Annotated in this window: 13 protein-coding genes; 11 read left to right on the forward strand and 2 right to left on the reverse strand. The window is 72.5% G+C overall.

Annotated elements, in window-relative coordinates:
• Positions 1 to 168: 168 nt before the first annotated feature.
• The 7 genes from V9U70_RS20695 (at position 169) to V9U70_RS20725 (ending at position 6,158) form a co-directional block, all read left to right on the forward strand.
• Positions 169 to 399: a hypothetical protein gene (locus tag V9U70_RS20695; RefSeq protein ID WP_336677320.1), complete on the forward strand. Its 231-nt coding sequence runs from the start codon at positions 169 to 171 to the stop codon at positions 397 to 399.
• The gene (locus tag V9U70_RS20700) at positions 399 to 1,007 is read left to right on the forward strand and encodes a pilus assembly protein TadG-related protein (RefSeq protein WP_336677321.1); all 609 of its coding nucleotides are present in this window, start codon (positions 399 to 401) and stop codon (positions 1,005 to 1,007) included. Before V9U70_RS20695 ends, V9U70_RS20700 begins: the two co-directional genes overlap by 1 nt.
• A 35-nt stretch (positions 1,008 to 1,042) precedes the next feature.
• The gene (locus tag V9U70_RS20705) at positions 1,043 to 1,663 is read left to right on the forward strand and encodes a hypothetical protein (RefSeq protein WP_336677323.1); all 621 of its coding nucleotides are present in this window, start codon (positions 1,043 to 1,045) and stop codon (positions 1,661 to 1,663) included.
• Positions 1,664 to 1,671: 8 nt separating this feature from the next.
• Positions 1,672 to 2,319, forward strand: a complete 648-nt coding sequence (locus V9U70_RS20710; RefSeq protein WP_336677534.1) for an OmpA family protein — start codon at positions 1,672 to 1,674, stop codon at positions 2,317 to 2,319.
• A 308-nt stretch (positions 2,320 to 2,627) separates the two neighbouring features.
• Positions 2,628 to 3,542 carry an oxidoreductase gene (locus tag V9U70_RS20715; RefSeq protein WP_336677325.1) on the forward strand — a complete coding sequence of 305 codons (915 nt, stop codon included), beginning with the start codon at positions 2,628 to 2,630 and terminating at the stop codon, positions 3,540 to 3,542.
• 489 nt (positions 3,543 to 4,031) lie between these two features.
• Positions 4,032 to 4,628, forward strand: a complete 597-nt coding sequence (locus V9U70_RS20720) for a hypothetical protein (protein WP_336677327.1) — start codon at positions 4,032 to 4,034, stop codon at positions 4,626 to 4,628.
• A 330-nt stretch (positions 4,629 to 4,958) separates the two neighbouring features.
• Positions 4,959 to 6,158 (forward strand): hypothetical protein, encoded by a 1,200-nt coding sequence (locus tag V9U70_RS20725; protein WP_336677329.1) that lies wholly within the window; start codon positions 4,959 to 4,961, stop codon positions 6,156 to 6,158.
• A 222-nt stretch (positions 6,159 to 6,380) separates the two neighbouring features.
• On the opposite strand, the gene V9U70_RS20730 is transcribed toward V9U70_RS20725, so the two are convergent.
• Entirely contained in the window at positions 6,381 to 6,758 is a 378-nt protein-coding gene (locus V9U70_RS20730; protein ID WP_336677331.1) for a DUF192 domain-containing protein, read from the reverse strand.
• Positions 6,759 to 6,928: 170 nt separating this feature from the next.
• On the opposite strand from V9U70_RS20730, the gene V9U70_RS20735 reads away from it, so the two are divergent.
• From V9U70_RS20735 to V9U70_RS20745, 3 genes are all read left to right on the forward strand, one after another.
• The gene (locus V9U70_RS20735; protein ID WP_336677334.1) at positions 6,929 to 7,837 is read left to right on the forward strand and encodes an A24 family peptidase; all 909 of its coding nucleotides are present in this window, start codon (positions 6,929 to 6,931) and stop codon (positions 7,835 to 7,837) included.
• 112 nt (positions 7,838 to 7,949) lie between these two features.
• Entirely contained in the window at positions 7,950 to 8,753 is an 804-nt protein-coding gene (locus V9U70_RS20740) for a class I SAM-dependent methyltransferase (RefSeq protein ID WP_336677335.1), read from the forward strand.
• Positions 8,754 to 8,894: 141 nt separating this feature from the next.
• The gene (locus V9U70_RS20745; RefSeq protein WP_336677336.1) at positions 8,895 to 9,353 is read left to right on the forward strand and encodes a hypothetical protein; all 459 of its coding nucleotides are present in this window, start codon (positions 8,895 to 8,897) and stop codon (positions 9,351 to 9,353) included.
• Positions 9,354 to 10,059: 706 nt separating this feature from the next.
• Here V9U70_RS20745 and mgrA read toward each other — a convergent pair.
• Positions 10,060 to 11,109 carry an L-glyceraldehyde 3-phosphate reductase gene (gene mgrA / locus V9U70_RS20750; RefSeq protein WP_336677338.1) on the reverse strand — a complete coding sequence of 350 codons (1,050 nt, stop codon included), beginning with the start codon at positions 11,107 to 11,109 and terminating at the stop codon, positions 10,060 to 10,062.
• 258 nt (positions 11,110 to 11,367) lie between these two features.
• Between mgrA and V9U70_RS20755 the strand changes: the two genes are divergently transcribed.
• Positions 11,368 to 12,129: an isoprenyl transferase gene (locus V9U70_RS20755; RefSeq protein WP_336677536.1), complete on the forward strand. Its 762-nt coding sequence runs from the start codon at positions 11,368 to 11,370 to the stop codon at positions 12,127 to 12,129.
• Positions 12,130 to 12,411 lie beyond the last annotated feature (282 nt).

Here is a 12,411-nt window from a genome sequence, read left to right on the forward strand (position 1 = left end):
TTTGGGCCCGGGGATGGGCCCACGGACCCTCCGCCAATCCGGCAGCAACCCCCTATGGTTCTCTCGTCGCCAGCGGCACCGGCCAGGAGGAAGCCGGTGCCGAGGACGGCACCGCAGGAACGCGCGTGCCGGCCGGCAACCGGCCGGCCGGACCAGGAGGGCCACCCCATGTCGAACAACACCCTGAAGACCGCCGTCCGCGTCAACGGCTGGGCCGACACCGCCGTCAGCAGCATCCAGAAGCGTTACGCGGCGAAGGACCGGGGGCAGACGGCGTTCGAGTACCTGGGCATTGTCCTGGTGGTTGTGGCGATCATCGGGGCTATCGCGGCCGCCGGGATCGGTGGGAACATCTCGGCCCGCATCGAGGGTCTGGTGACCGCCATCACCTCTGGCTGATGCGTAGGCGCCCCCGCAGCGACGCAGGGCAGGCCTTCCCCATCTACGTAGTGATGGTGGCGGGCCTGCTCTTCCTCGCGTTCGCCTTCTTCGCTGTCGGCAAAGCCTCGGCTTTGCGCAATGGAGCACAGGGCGCGGCGGACGCCGCCGCGCTGGCTGCTGCTCAGAAAGCTCGTGACGACTTCGGGGCCGGGTTCTACGCCTCGCTCCTCGGGAACACCCTGGACCTCTTTCTGGACGCGCCCTTCGCCTCGCCCTGCTACGAAGCAGAACGATTGGCTGAAGCCAATGGAGCCGCCCTGACCCTCTGCGAGCCGACTGATGATTTCCTGCGCGACCGCATTGCGGTCGAGGCCCAGGGACGTGACGCGGTGGACTCGTCGGTGCTCCCCGGCTCGGGGAGCACGTTCGCCAAGGCCAAGGCCACCGCACTCATCGAGTTCCGCTGCCCCGCCCCGAAGGCGGTGGACAAGGACGGTGACGGCGTCCAAGACCTCTTCGTCTTCACGTGCCGGGACGGCAAGATGCTCGAAATCGCGCCAGGCAGCCCTCCGCCGTGGGAGAGCGTGAGCAGGACCCTCTTTGATGTGCGGTTGGTCGACCAGTAAAAGCGAAGCGAACGACGAGTAGAGGAATCGGGACCATGAGTATGCGGCGGACCACGAAAACCAGAAGGGCGATGACGGCTGTCACGGCGACGGCCGCTCTGGCTCTTGTGCTCGCCGGTTGTGGCGACGACGGAGGTGAGGAGCCTGGTATCGAGGGCTCCAGCATGGCTTCTGCCCCAGCCGGCACCTCTTCTGCGGAGGATAAGGGCCAACCGCAGCAGGAGGACACGGCCGCAGGCGAGAACGTGGACCGGGACGTCAAGCTTGCGGAGGCACAAGGGCAGGGCGGGCTTGTTCTGGTGATCAATGAGGTCAAGCGAGACTCCGGTGGATTCCTCACCGTTCAGGGCGAGGTCACCAATCAGGGGGACCGGGCACGGACCACCTCGTCGTGGTCCGGGTCTGAAGTGAACATCGTCAACAAGAACCCCAACTCCGTCGCCGGCGCGACCCTGGTGGACAGGGCGGGGAAAAAGCGTTATTACGTGTTGCGCGACACCGACTCCCGCTGCCTGTGCACCACGGCGATCACGTCCTTGGCACCGGGCAAGACCGCACCGATCTTCATGCAGTTCCCGGCCCCGCCCGAGGGGACGACCGAGGTGGATTTCAACCTTCCGACCTTCGCCACCACCTCGCTGAAGATTTCTGGGTGAGTGCGAACATGGAGACCATCCAGCGACCCGGGGCGCTGCGCAACGCGGGGCGGGCTGTCGCGGTCGTCGTGCTGATCGCCGGTACCACGCTTCTCGGGGCGACCCCGTCGTATGCAGACGACGAACCGAGCGTGCCCCCGGGCACGCAGACGACGTCGGAGCCACCGGTCCCGGTCGACCCCAACGACCCTGACCTGAAGATGCCCGAAGGCGGCACCCTGGCTCCCGGACGGGTCCTCGACATCGTCCAGGTCGTAGAAGACCTCGGTGGTGAGGAGCGCAGGGAGGACAGCAACGCCGACATCAAGCTCGCGCTCCAGGCGGAGGTTCTCTTCGGCAAGGACAGCGCGGAGCTGAGTTCGGAGGCCAATGCCCGGATCGCTGCCATCGCGGAGGAGATCGAGAAGCAGAACGCGACCAAGGTCCGCGTCTTCGGCTTCACCGACAACCTCGGCTCCTCAGCCCACGGTGACGTCCTCTCCAAGCAGCGCGCCGACGCGGTGCACGGGGTGCTGTCGAAGGAGCTGGGCCCCACCATCACGTACGAGATCCGGGGCTACGGCGAGCAGTACCCGATCGCCAACAACAGCAGCGAAGAGGGCCGGAAGAAGAACCGCCGCGTAGAGGTCTCCTTCCCTCGCGGCGGAGACTCCTGACTTCTGGCCACCCTTGTCCGTCCCGAAGGGTTTCTGGAGGCGGCCATGCGGACGGCGGGGCCGGGAGCCGACAGGGCACTCGGCCCCGCCGCCTTCCTGCTCGTGCACCGCAGACGGCTCCTGTGCCGGTGGGGCTCTGTACGGGCCGGCGGGCTCCGGCATACGCGGGCTCTCTCCTCTCCCGGGCAGGGGCACGGCACTGCTGCGTCGGCGAACACCAGCGCGGGGTGCGTTGACCGACCCCCGGCGCCTTTCTCCCGGGTGCTGTGGCGTTGCCAGCACCACCACGGCCCCGCGACCATACGGGCATGGCAAATGAAGCGATCACCGCAGAGGCTTCGGGCACCTGGACGCTCGGTGACCTCGTGGTCAACCGGGTCGGATTCGGGGCGATGCGGTTGCCGCAGCAGGGCGCGGCGTTCGACGTCGACGCGGTGCCGAGCGACCGGGACCGCGCGATCGGGGTGCTGCGCCGGGCCCGTGAACTCGGCGTGAACCACATCGACACCGCAGCGTTCTACTTCTCCCGGTTGCGTTCCGCCAACGAGCTGATCAACAGCGCGCTGGCCCCCTACCCCGACGACCTGGTCATCACCACCAAAGTCGGCCCCGGCCGCGACCCGTCGGGAGCATGGCAGCCCCATGCCACGCCGGGACAGCTGCGCGGCCAGGTCGAGGAGAACCTCCGCCAGCTCGGACGCGACTGCCTTGACGTGGTGAACCTGCGCATCGTGGGCACCGATTCGATCGCCGAGAGGTTCGGTGCGCTGGCCGAGCTGCGCGAGGCCGGGCTCGTCCGCCACCTCGGTCTCTCCAACGTCGGCCCCGACCAGCTCGCCGAAGCCCGCGCCATCGCCCCGGTGGTCTGCGTCCAGAACTCGTACGGCCCCGGGTCTCCGCCGGAGCAGGACGCGTTGGTGCGGAGCTGTGGTGAGCAGGGGATCGCCTTCGTCCCCTTCTACGCCATCGCAGGCGCCGGGCGTGAGGCGGGCGTGCTCTCGGGCGCCGACGGAGACGCCTTGCTCGCCGTCGCCCGCGCGCACGGTGTGAGCACGGCGCAGGTGCGGCTGGCCTGGACACTGCACCGCGGACCGCACGTCCTCGCCATTCCGGGCACCGGCGACCTGGACCACCTGGCCGACAACGTGGCCGCAGGCGCACTGCGCCTGTCCGACGACGACCTGGTCGCCCTGGACGCCCTCCGAGGCGGAGGCGTCGTGTGACCCGACGCGGGGCCGCCGACCGCACCGCGGCCGCGCTGTGCTCTCCGCCCCACGCGGACCCAGTTCCAGCGGTGTCCGGCCGGTCAGGGCATCGGCGGAGAGACGGACGAGGCGGCCCCGCGCATGCGCCGTCCTGATGGCGAGAGCGTACGGCCGGGACGGTACTCCGTCCCGGCCGTACGCTCTCGGCCACCCGGGCATGACCCGGTGTGCGCGAGCGAACCGGGCTGAGGGGGATGCGGTGCCGTCCCGGCCTTTGGGCCACCTGTGGGCCCGTGGGCCCACGCTGCCCCGGCTGTCCCTCAGTACGCTCGGACGGGCCGGTGGTCGCCGACCACGACACCGTGGCCGATCCGTCTCCGCTCTGCCCTCCTCATCCCTTCGTGGGGGTTGAGCGATCGTCGGAAGCACATGTCCGTGCGGGGGAGACGTCTTCCTGCCGTGTTCGCTTGAGTAAATCTCCGGGTTCTTTCGTGATGGGGTGGGGAAGTGACGGGCGCCGGATTCTTCTACTCGTACCACCTGGGCTGGACCCGGCTGGACGCCCGGACGCTCCTGGGCGATCTGGAGGCCGAAGGGCTCCGCCCGGCGCATCCGGTGACCGGCCGCACCGTCCTCGTCAGTCTCGACCCCGGCTCCCGGGGGGCCCGTTCCCCTGTCACCCGGGACCAGCTGCTCTCCATCGCCGATCTCCAACGGCTTGACGAAATCGGCTTCCGGCTGTGGGCGGACCGGAATCTCGACCTCCTGGTGCGCATCCGCAGAGCACGGGCCGGTGTCGTCGCCGTCGAGTTCTCCATCGGAGAGCTGCCCGGTCCGGAACGGGAACACGCGGTCGGCGCCATCCGGCGGACGGTCGGGCGGGCGTCCGTGCTGTGCATCGGGTTCGTCGTCGACCGGAGCGGCGCGACAGCCGCCACCGACTGGGACGGCGTCGTCATCGACGGCGGGACCCCCATCGACGTCTGGCCGGACGCCCTCGCAGTCCGCGACGGGACGGCGGCCCGGCACCCTCAGCTGAGCGGTGTGGACGCACGGGACGTATCGCCGTGGAAGGTGTTCGGCAAAGCGGTCCTCGACATGTGACGCGAGGGGCCGTGTCCCTCGACGGGTGACACGCGGAACCCGTCGATGGGCGGCCCGTCGGCATGAGAGCTTTGGCGTGGACGTCTCCGCCGGGAAGGCAGCCGATCCCACCGACCCCGCCGACCCCGCCGATCCCACCGACCCCGCCGATCCCATCGACCCCCGGTGGGGGTCCACCTGGTCGATCCGTCGCCGCCGACACCGCTGGTCCGTGCTGCCCGGTGCGAGGGGCCACCCCTCGTTCCGCGAGGGCCGGAACCCCTTCCCGCGACGACGGGACGAACTCCCGGCAGGGGGGAGCGTCCAGTTCCGGGCGTCATAATCGGCCGTATGTCCGCCACCCAGCTCCGCCCCCGGACGCCCGTCGACCCGCCCCGGCGCGCCCGCGCCTCCGGGCCCCGGGCCGTCGCCGCACTCCGGGCCGCCGCTCCCGCACTCGCGGTCTACGCCGCGGTGCGGGCCTTGGGGCTCCTGGTCTTCTGGGCGGCCGCATCGGCCCAGGGGAAAGACCCCCTGACGCGGCTCAGCGGGCGCTGGGACTCCGTCTGGTACCGGCGCATCGCCGCCGACGGGTACGGCTACACCGCCACCCTCCCCGACGGAGCCGTCCATTCCGACCTGGCCTTCTTCCCGCTGCTCCCGGCTCTGGAGCGCGGCCTCAGCGAAGTGAGCCCGCTCACCGTGGGCGGCGCGGGTCTCCTGGTCGCCTGGACGGCCGGGCTCCTCACCGCCTGGGGCGTCTTCGCCGTCGGCTCGCACCTGCGCGGGCGGCGCGCGGGGGTGGTGCTGGCCGCGCTGTGGGGCGTCTACCCGACGGCGTTCGTCCAGTCGATGGCGTACACCGAGACGCTGTTCACGGCCCTGGCCGCCTGGGCGCTGTACGCGGTGCTCACCGGACGCTGGATCGCGGCGGGCGCGCTGTGCGTCCTGGCAGGGCTCACCAGGCCCTCCGCTGCGGCGCTCATCGCGGCCCTGACGATCACCGCCGCCGTCACGCTCGTACGGGAGTGCCGTGGCGGAGGCCGAGTCGGCCCCGCCCTCCGCCGTAACACCCGGATGCTCGTGGGCGTGGCGCTCGCACCGCTGGGCTGGCTGGCGTACGTGGTGTTCGTGGCGGTGCGGGAGAACAGCCCGTTCGCGTACTTCGAGGTCCAGGCGCAGTGGGGCAACAGCATCGACGGCGGGCGTGCCCTTGCCTCCTTCATCGCCGGACTCCCCTGGCCCGCAGCCCTGGGCCTGTGTGCGGCGCTCGCGCTGCTCGGCGGGCTGGTGGTGCTCTGCGTACGGCAGCGGCAGCCGCTCCCCGTCCTCGTCTACGCTCTCGCGATCGTCGTCGTCTCGCTGATCGGAGCCGGGTACTTCGGCTCCCGGCCGCGCCTGATGATGCCCGCGTTCCCGCTCCTCCTCCCGCCCGCCGTGGCCCTGCTGCGGCTGCGGACCACGGTGCGCACGGCCGCCGTCCTCGCCGCGCTCGCCTGTGCGTCCGCCGGCTTCGGCGCGTGGACGCTGCTCGGCTCCGGTCCGCCGTAGACGCGCCGCGCCCTCTCCGCACCGCCCGGCCCGCCGCCGTAGGCGTGCCGCGCGCTCACACACCGCCCGGCCCCTCCGGTAGACGCGCCGCGCCCTCTCGCACCGCTCGGGCCTCGCGGCCGGGCAGCTCCCCTTCGGCGGACCGCCCGGCTCCGAGCGCCACCGCGGCTGGCTCCCTGAGGCCACCGCGCCCCCGTCCCGCGCCCCGTCGCCCTACGCCCGTCAGCCCGCCGCGTCCGCCGGCGCCCTCAGTTCCAGCCGCACGCCGGGCCGTACGCCCCACCGCTCCATCGCGCCCGCCTCCGCCTCCACCACGTGCCGGGCCCGCAGCCGGGGCAGCCCCAGCCGGCCCGGCTCCATCGTGCGGACCGCCAGCACGGTGAACTTCCGGTCCAGGTAAGCCACATCGATCGCGAACCGCATCCCGAAGGTGTGCACGCTCCCGCACGGGGTGAGCATCAACGCCCCTTCGACACCGTCCTGCCCGAGCAGCCCCTGCCTACGGGTCCGGTACGAGGCCGCGATCCGCAGCGGCACCTCCCGCACCCTGGGGGCCGCCGCGACCGTGAGCGTCCCCTCGCCATCGCGCCATGTCCTCATGGGGATCGACCGTAACCCCCGGCGACCGCGCCCGAACCCCGAACCGGCCTCCGAACCCCGAACCCCGAACCGTCCTCCGGGCCCCGGGCAACCGCGTCCGGGCTCGCCCCGGCCGGACATGGGTCTCCGGGCCCACGCCCCGGGGCGCCGCCGCCCTTTACAGTCGTTCCGTGGACGCCGTGCTGCTCGCCCTCGCCGCCGTCTGGGGCGCCGTCACCGGACTGCTGATCCCGCGTGCCGCCTACCGGTTCGCCGTCGAACCCGGGGAGCCCTGGCGTAGGGCCTGCCCCGCCGGCCACCCGTTCACCGGGCCGGCGCGCGGCTGGCTCGGCCCCGCCCGGTGCGCCGCCTGCGCCGACGCCGCTCCCCAGCCGTACGGCCGTACCGGCGAGGAGGCACCGGGGCAGGACCGTACCCACGACGAAGCCCAAGCCCAGGCCCACGGCCGCGTCGGCGACGAGCCCCCCGCGGGGGTGAGCGGCGGTATCGAAGCGGGCCGGGACGCCGGAGCGCGCCGTGCCGCCCCCGGCACGCGCCCCTACGCCCCCGGTGTCGTCGCGCCCATGGTCACCGTGCTCGCCTGCGTCGCGCTCGCCGCCGCGAACGGGGCCCGGCCGGAGCTGGCCGGGTGGCTGGTGCTGGCCCCCGTCGCCGTACTCCTCGCCACCGTCGACCGGCGCGTCCACCGGCTCCCCGACCCGCTGACCCTGCCCCTCGCCGGCGCGACCGTATCGGTGCTCGGGGTCGCGGCGCTGGTTCCCGGGCACGCCGGGTCCTGGACCTCCGGGCTGCTGGGCGGCGCGGCCCTCGGCGGCTTCTACCTCCTGCTCTTCCTCATCAACCCCAACGGCATGGGCTTCGGCGACGTGAAGCTCGCCCTCGCCCTCGGCGTGGCGCTCGGCTGGTACGGCTGGACGGTCCTGTTCCTGGGCGGGTTCGCCGGGTTCCTGTTCGGAGCCGTGTACGGGTCGGGGCTGGTGCTCCTGCGCCGGGCCGGGCGCAGGACCGGCATCCCGTTCGGGCCGTTCATGATCACCGGGGCGTTGACCGGGCTGCTGCTGGGCGCCCTGGCCGCCTGAGCCGGGCAGTCCGGGAGGCGGCCGGCCGGCCGAGCCCGGGACGGCGCGGGCAGCGCCTGTGCGCCCCGGAATCGGGTCGCGCCCCCCGGCGGCGACCTGACACGATTCGTCCATGTCCGCATCAGCCGCCCCCCTCCCGTTCCCCTCGCCGGCCTCCCGCGAACGGTTCGAGACGCTCGTCGCCGAGGCCGACGCCGTCTCCGTCGACGGCTGGGACTTCTCCTGGCTCGACGGGCGGGCCACCGAGCAGCGCCCGTCCTGGGGGTACGCCCGGGCGATGGCCGACCGCCTCGGTCGGGCCCACGCCGCCCTGGACATCCAGACCGGGGGAGGCGAGGTGCTGGCCGCCGCGCCGAGGCTCCCTCCGGTGACCGTGGCCACGGAGGCCTGGCCACCGAACGTCGCCCGCGCCACCGCGCTCCTGCACCCCCTGGGCGCGGTCGTCGTCGCGGACGGGGACGAGTCGCCGCTGCCGTTCGGCGACGCGGCCTTCGACCTCGTGGTCAGCCGTCACCCGGTGACGGTCCACTGGCCGGAGATCGCCCGGGTGCTGGCTCCCGGCGGGACCTACTTCTCCCAGCAGGTCGGGCCGGCGAGCGTCTTCGAGCTCGTCGAGTTCTTCCTCGGGCCGCAGCCGCCCGAGGCACGCCGGGCCCGGGACCCGGAGGACGCGCGCGCCGCCGCGACGGCGGCCGGGCTGGACGTGGTGGACCTGCGGGCCGAGACCCTGCGCACCGAGTTCTTCGACATCGGCGCGGTCGTCTACTTCCTGCGCAAGGTGGTCTGGATGGTGCCCGGGTTCACCGTCCAGGGCCATCTGCCCCGGCTGGCGGCGCTGCACCGGAAGATCGAGTCCGAAGGGCCGTTCGTCGCCCGCACCGCCCGTTTCCTGATCGAGGCCCGCAAACCGGGGTGACCGCCCGACGGTGCGGCCTTCTGGTCAACCCGCTTACCTCACAAGTCAGTTCACTCTCGTCCGAGAGGCAACGGGATCGTCCGGGCTACCGTCCTACCCGTCGGCAGCACGCACGGCGATGGAGCAGGAAGGGGAGCGGCCATGACCTTGGAGGGGCAGCGCTGCGCGGAGCCGGCGGGGCGGAGGCGGCACGGCAACGCCGACTGGCTCTCGGGGGCCCGGATCACCGCGGTCCTCGGCGTCTACTACCGGCCGGAGGGCCGGGCGGGCGAGCCCGAGGCCGTTGAGTTCGTGCTCGCCGACGGCCAGTCCGTGCTGCTGACCTGCGCCTCCGACGGGACGCTCCAGGTCACTCCCGGCACCTGGCCCCGGTTGCCCGACTGGTGCGTGCCGGCGAGCCAATGGCGGCAGGCCCCGCCGGCCCAACTGCCCCCGGTCCCGGACGGCGGGGCCTGGACGGTGGTGGGCACCCGGGAGCGCAGGGACGCGAACGGGGAGGTGCTTCAGGCCGAAATCCGGTGCGAGGAAGGCGACTTCGTCGTCATCGCGGGGGACACGATGGCCGTCCGCTTCGACCGCCGCGCCCCCGCCCACGCCTGACCCGCTCACGCCCACGCCTGACCCGGCCCCGGCCCGAGGGCCCGCCCCTGACCGCGCACCCCCGGCCCCCCGGCCTCCGGCTCCCGATCCCCGACCCGAGGGAGGGCCCGCCCCCTCCCCGCGTGCGCGCCGACCGTCGACCCCGCGCCGACCGCCGCCCCCGCTTCGTGCCAGCGCCCCCGCTCCTCCGCCCCCGCAGCAGACCCGATGCCCGGGGCCGCACGGGGCGCCGGGCATCGGGGAGGAAGAGTGCGGGCCCTGGGGGTCAACCCACGGGTGGCCGGCGCCCGACCGCTGTCACGGTCGCTCGGGCCCACGTCGTCATACCTCGAACGCAGAGTCCCTTCAGGTCAGGACCTGTCCTCGAGCGAGCCCGAGCGCGGCGGGAGGAGACGCCCCGGACGGCCTGGCCACAGAGGCGGCGAGCGGCTGATGCGGGACGGGCTGCCCGTGCTCGCAGCGGAACCCGAAGAATCCGGAGAGTAGTGGTGGAGTGGCGTGGCACGCGACAGCACTTACGAAGGGTTATGGTGGAAACCCTCCCTCGGGCCGGTCCGTATCCCCCCCCACGGACCGGCCCGTTTTTTCGGGCCCGTACCGGGCGGCGCCGGTGTCCGGTAAGGCGTCGGCCCCACCACGGCCGTGGCGGGGCCCAGTCCCCTCGTCCGTGGGCCCCGCCGATCAGCCGGGCCCGGCCGCTTCGCTGTCAGCCGCGTCCGGCCCAGATGTTCGTGCCCGCCGTGTCCACGGCGAAGGCGTCGATCTCTTTCAGCTCCTCCGCGGACAGCGCCGGGCCCGCCAGCGCGGCCACGTTCTCCTCCAGCTGCCGCACGCTCGACGCGCCGATCAGCGCCGACGTCATCCGGCTGTCGCGCAGCACCCAGGCGATGGCCAGCTGGGCGAGCGACTGGCCACGGCTCTGCGCGATGTCGTTCAGCCCGTTCAGGCGGCGGACCACCTCGTCGGAGAGGATGCCGGGGTCGAGGGACTTGCCCTGGGTGGCGCGCGACCCCTCCGGGATGCCCCGCAGGTACTTGTCGGTGAGCAGCCCCTGGGCGAGCGGCACGAAGGAGATGCAGCCCATCCCGGCCGCCTCCAGGGTGTCGAGCAGGCCGTCGTCCTCGATCCAGCGGTTGATCATGGAGTAGGACGGCTGGTGGATCAGTGCGGGCACCCCCATCTCCCGGAGCAGCCGGGCGGCCTCCGCGGTCTGCTCCGCGTTGTAGGAGGAGACGCCCGCGTACAGCGCCTTGCCCTGCCGCACGGCGGACGCCAGGGCGCCCATCGTCTCCTCCAGCGGGGTGCGTGGGTCGAAGCGGTGCGAGTAGAAGATGTCGACGTAGTCGAGGCCCATCCGCCGGAGGGAGGCGTCGAGCGAGGACAGCAGATACTTCCGGGACCCCCACTCGCCGTACGGGCCGGAGTGCATCAGATAACCGGCCTTGGTGGAGATGACCAGTTCGTCGCGGTAGGGAGCGAAATCCTGGGCGAAGAGACGGCCGAAGTTCAGCTCGGCGGAGCCGGGCGGCGGACCGTAGTTGTTGGCCAGGTCGAAGTGGGTGACCCCGAGGTCGAAGGCGCGGCGCAGGATCGCCCGCTGGGAGTCCAGGGTCCGGTCGTCCCCGAAGTTGTGCCACAGGCCCAGGGACAGAGCGGGCAGCCTGAGGCCGCTGAGCCCGGTGCGGCGGTACTCCATGGAGTCGTAACGCGAGTCGGCGGCGCGGTAGCGCAGGTCGGGAGAGAGGTAATCAGTCACGTTTCTCTCCTTATCACGGACTTGTGACAGGCCGGGTTGGGTCCCCGTGACCCGATCGCAGTAATGTGGCGGTTTCGGGGAATGCCGAGGTGCGGCGCGGCGACAACCCGCGCGGCCCCGTGCCACCGGCACGGAGGCCCCCGCGGACGGCGCGGGCCGCACGGGCCGTGCCGCATCCCTGCGAGGTGAGGCCCCCCGGACCCCCGGCGACGGGGAGGGCGGGCCCCGGGCCCGTACAGAACCGAGAGGGTGAACGCAGTGAACTTCCGCGACCTGGTGTACAGGCTCTACGCGCGCCGGGTGGGAGGCCGCCTGGACCACGCCCAGGTGCCGAAGCACATCGGGGTCATCCTCGACGGCAACCGGCGGTGGGCCAAGGCGTCCGGCGGATCGGCCGTGCAGGGCCATCAGGCCGGGGCGGACAAGATCTCCGAGCTGCTCGGCTGGTGCAGCGAGACCGACGTCGAGGTCGTCACCCTCTGGCTGCTCTCCACGGACAACTTCGACCGGCCCGAGAACGAGCTGAAGCCGCTCCTGGGCATCATCGAGAACACCGTGCGCAACCTCGCGGCGGACGGCCGCTGGCGTGTGCACCACGTCGGCACCCTCGATCTGCTCCCCGCGGAGACGCAGCTGGTCCTCAAGGAGGCAGAGGCGGCCACGTACGACGTCGACGGGATAATCGTCAACGTCGCGGTCGGTTACGGCGGCCGCCAGGAGATCGCGGACGCGGTGCGCTCCCTGCTCCTGGAGCACTCGGCGAAGGGCACCTCCTTCGAGGAGCTGGCCGAGGTCGTCTCCACCGACCTGATCTCCGAGCACCTCTACACCCGCGGCCAGCCCGACCCGGACCTGGTGATCCGGACGAGCGGCGAACAGCGCCTCTCCGGGTTCATGCTCTGGCAGAGCGCCCACTCGGAGTACTACTTCTGCGAGGTCTTCTGGCCGGCCTTCCGCAAGGTCGACTTCCTCCGGGCGCTGCGCGACTACGCCGCACGCCACCGGCGCTACGGGGCCTGAGGCCGCCCCGGGGCCGCAGGCCGGCGCGGCGCGGCTCCCGGCGGCCGAGGTCCGCGCCCCTGCCATGCTCCCCCCGCGCGCGGGGGGAGCATGGCGTATACAGGGGGGTCATCGCGCGTCCACCGGCACTTTTCCACACCGTGTCATATGCGGCGGCATGGCTTCCCGCGATGGAGGGAATATCCCTGTCAGGTCGGCGTCCGGTCACCAACCAGGCGGACGCCGCAGCCAAGTGAGCGGCACCCAGCCCGCTCGCCCGGGAGGCCCTTTGCACACGAAGGA

This window comes from Streptomyces pratensis (genome assembly GCF_037137275.1).
GTDB classification, from domain to species: domain Bacteria; phylum Actinomycetota; class Actinomycetes; order Streptomycetales; family Streptomycetaceae; genus Streptomyces; species Streptomyces pratensis_B.

What these genes read in the sequence shown, in the direction of transcription:
- V9U70_RS20700 (WP_336677321.1), top strand. Translation starts at nt 399, where the DNA reads ATGCGTAGGCGCCCCCGCAGCGACGCAGGGCAGGCCTTCCCCATCTAC.
- V9U70_RS20695 (WP_336677320.1), top strand. Translation starts at nt 169, where the DNA reads ATGTCGAACAACACCCTGAAGACCGCCGTCCGCGTCAACGGCTGGGCC.
- V9U70_RS20730 (WP_336677331.1), bottom strand. Translation starts at nt 6,758, where the DNA reads ATGAGGACATGGCGCGATGGCGAGGGGACGCTCACGGTCGCGGCGGCC.
- V9U70_RS20745 (WP_336677336.1), top strand. Translation starts at nt 8,895, where the DNA reads ATGACCTTGGAGGGGCAGCGCTGCGCGGAGCCGGCGGGGCGGAGGCGG.
- V9U70_RS20725 (WP_336677329.1), top strand. Translation starts at nt 4,959, where the DNA reads ATGTCCGCCACCCAGCTCCGCCCCCGGACGCCCGTCGACCCGCCCCGG.
- V9U70_RS20710 (WP_336677534.1), top strand. Translation starts at nt 1,672, where the DNA reads ATGGAGACCATCCAGCGACCCGGGGCGCTGCGCAACGCGGGGCGGGCT.
- V9U70_RS20715 (WP_336677325.1), top strand. Translation starts at nt 2,628, where the DNA reads ATGGCAAATGAAGCGATCACCGCAGAGGCTTCGGGCACCTGGACGCTC.
- V9U70_RS20740 (WP_336677335.1), top strand. Translation starts at nt 7,950, where the DNA reads ATGTCCGCATCAGCCGCCCCCCTCCCGTTCCCCTCGCCGGCCTCCCGC.
- V9U70_RS20705 (WP_336677323.1), top strand. Translation starts at nt 1,043, where the DNA reads ATGAGTATGCGGCGGACCACGAAAACCAGAAGGGCGATGACGGCTGTC.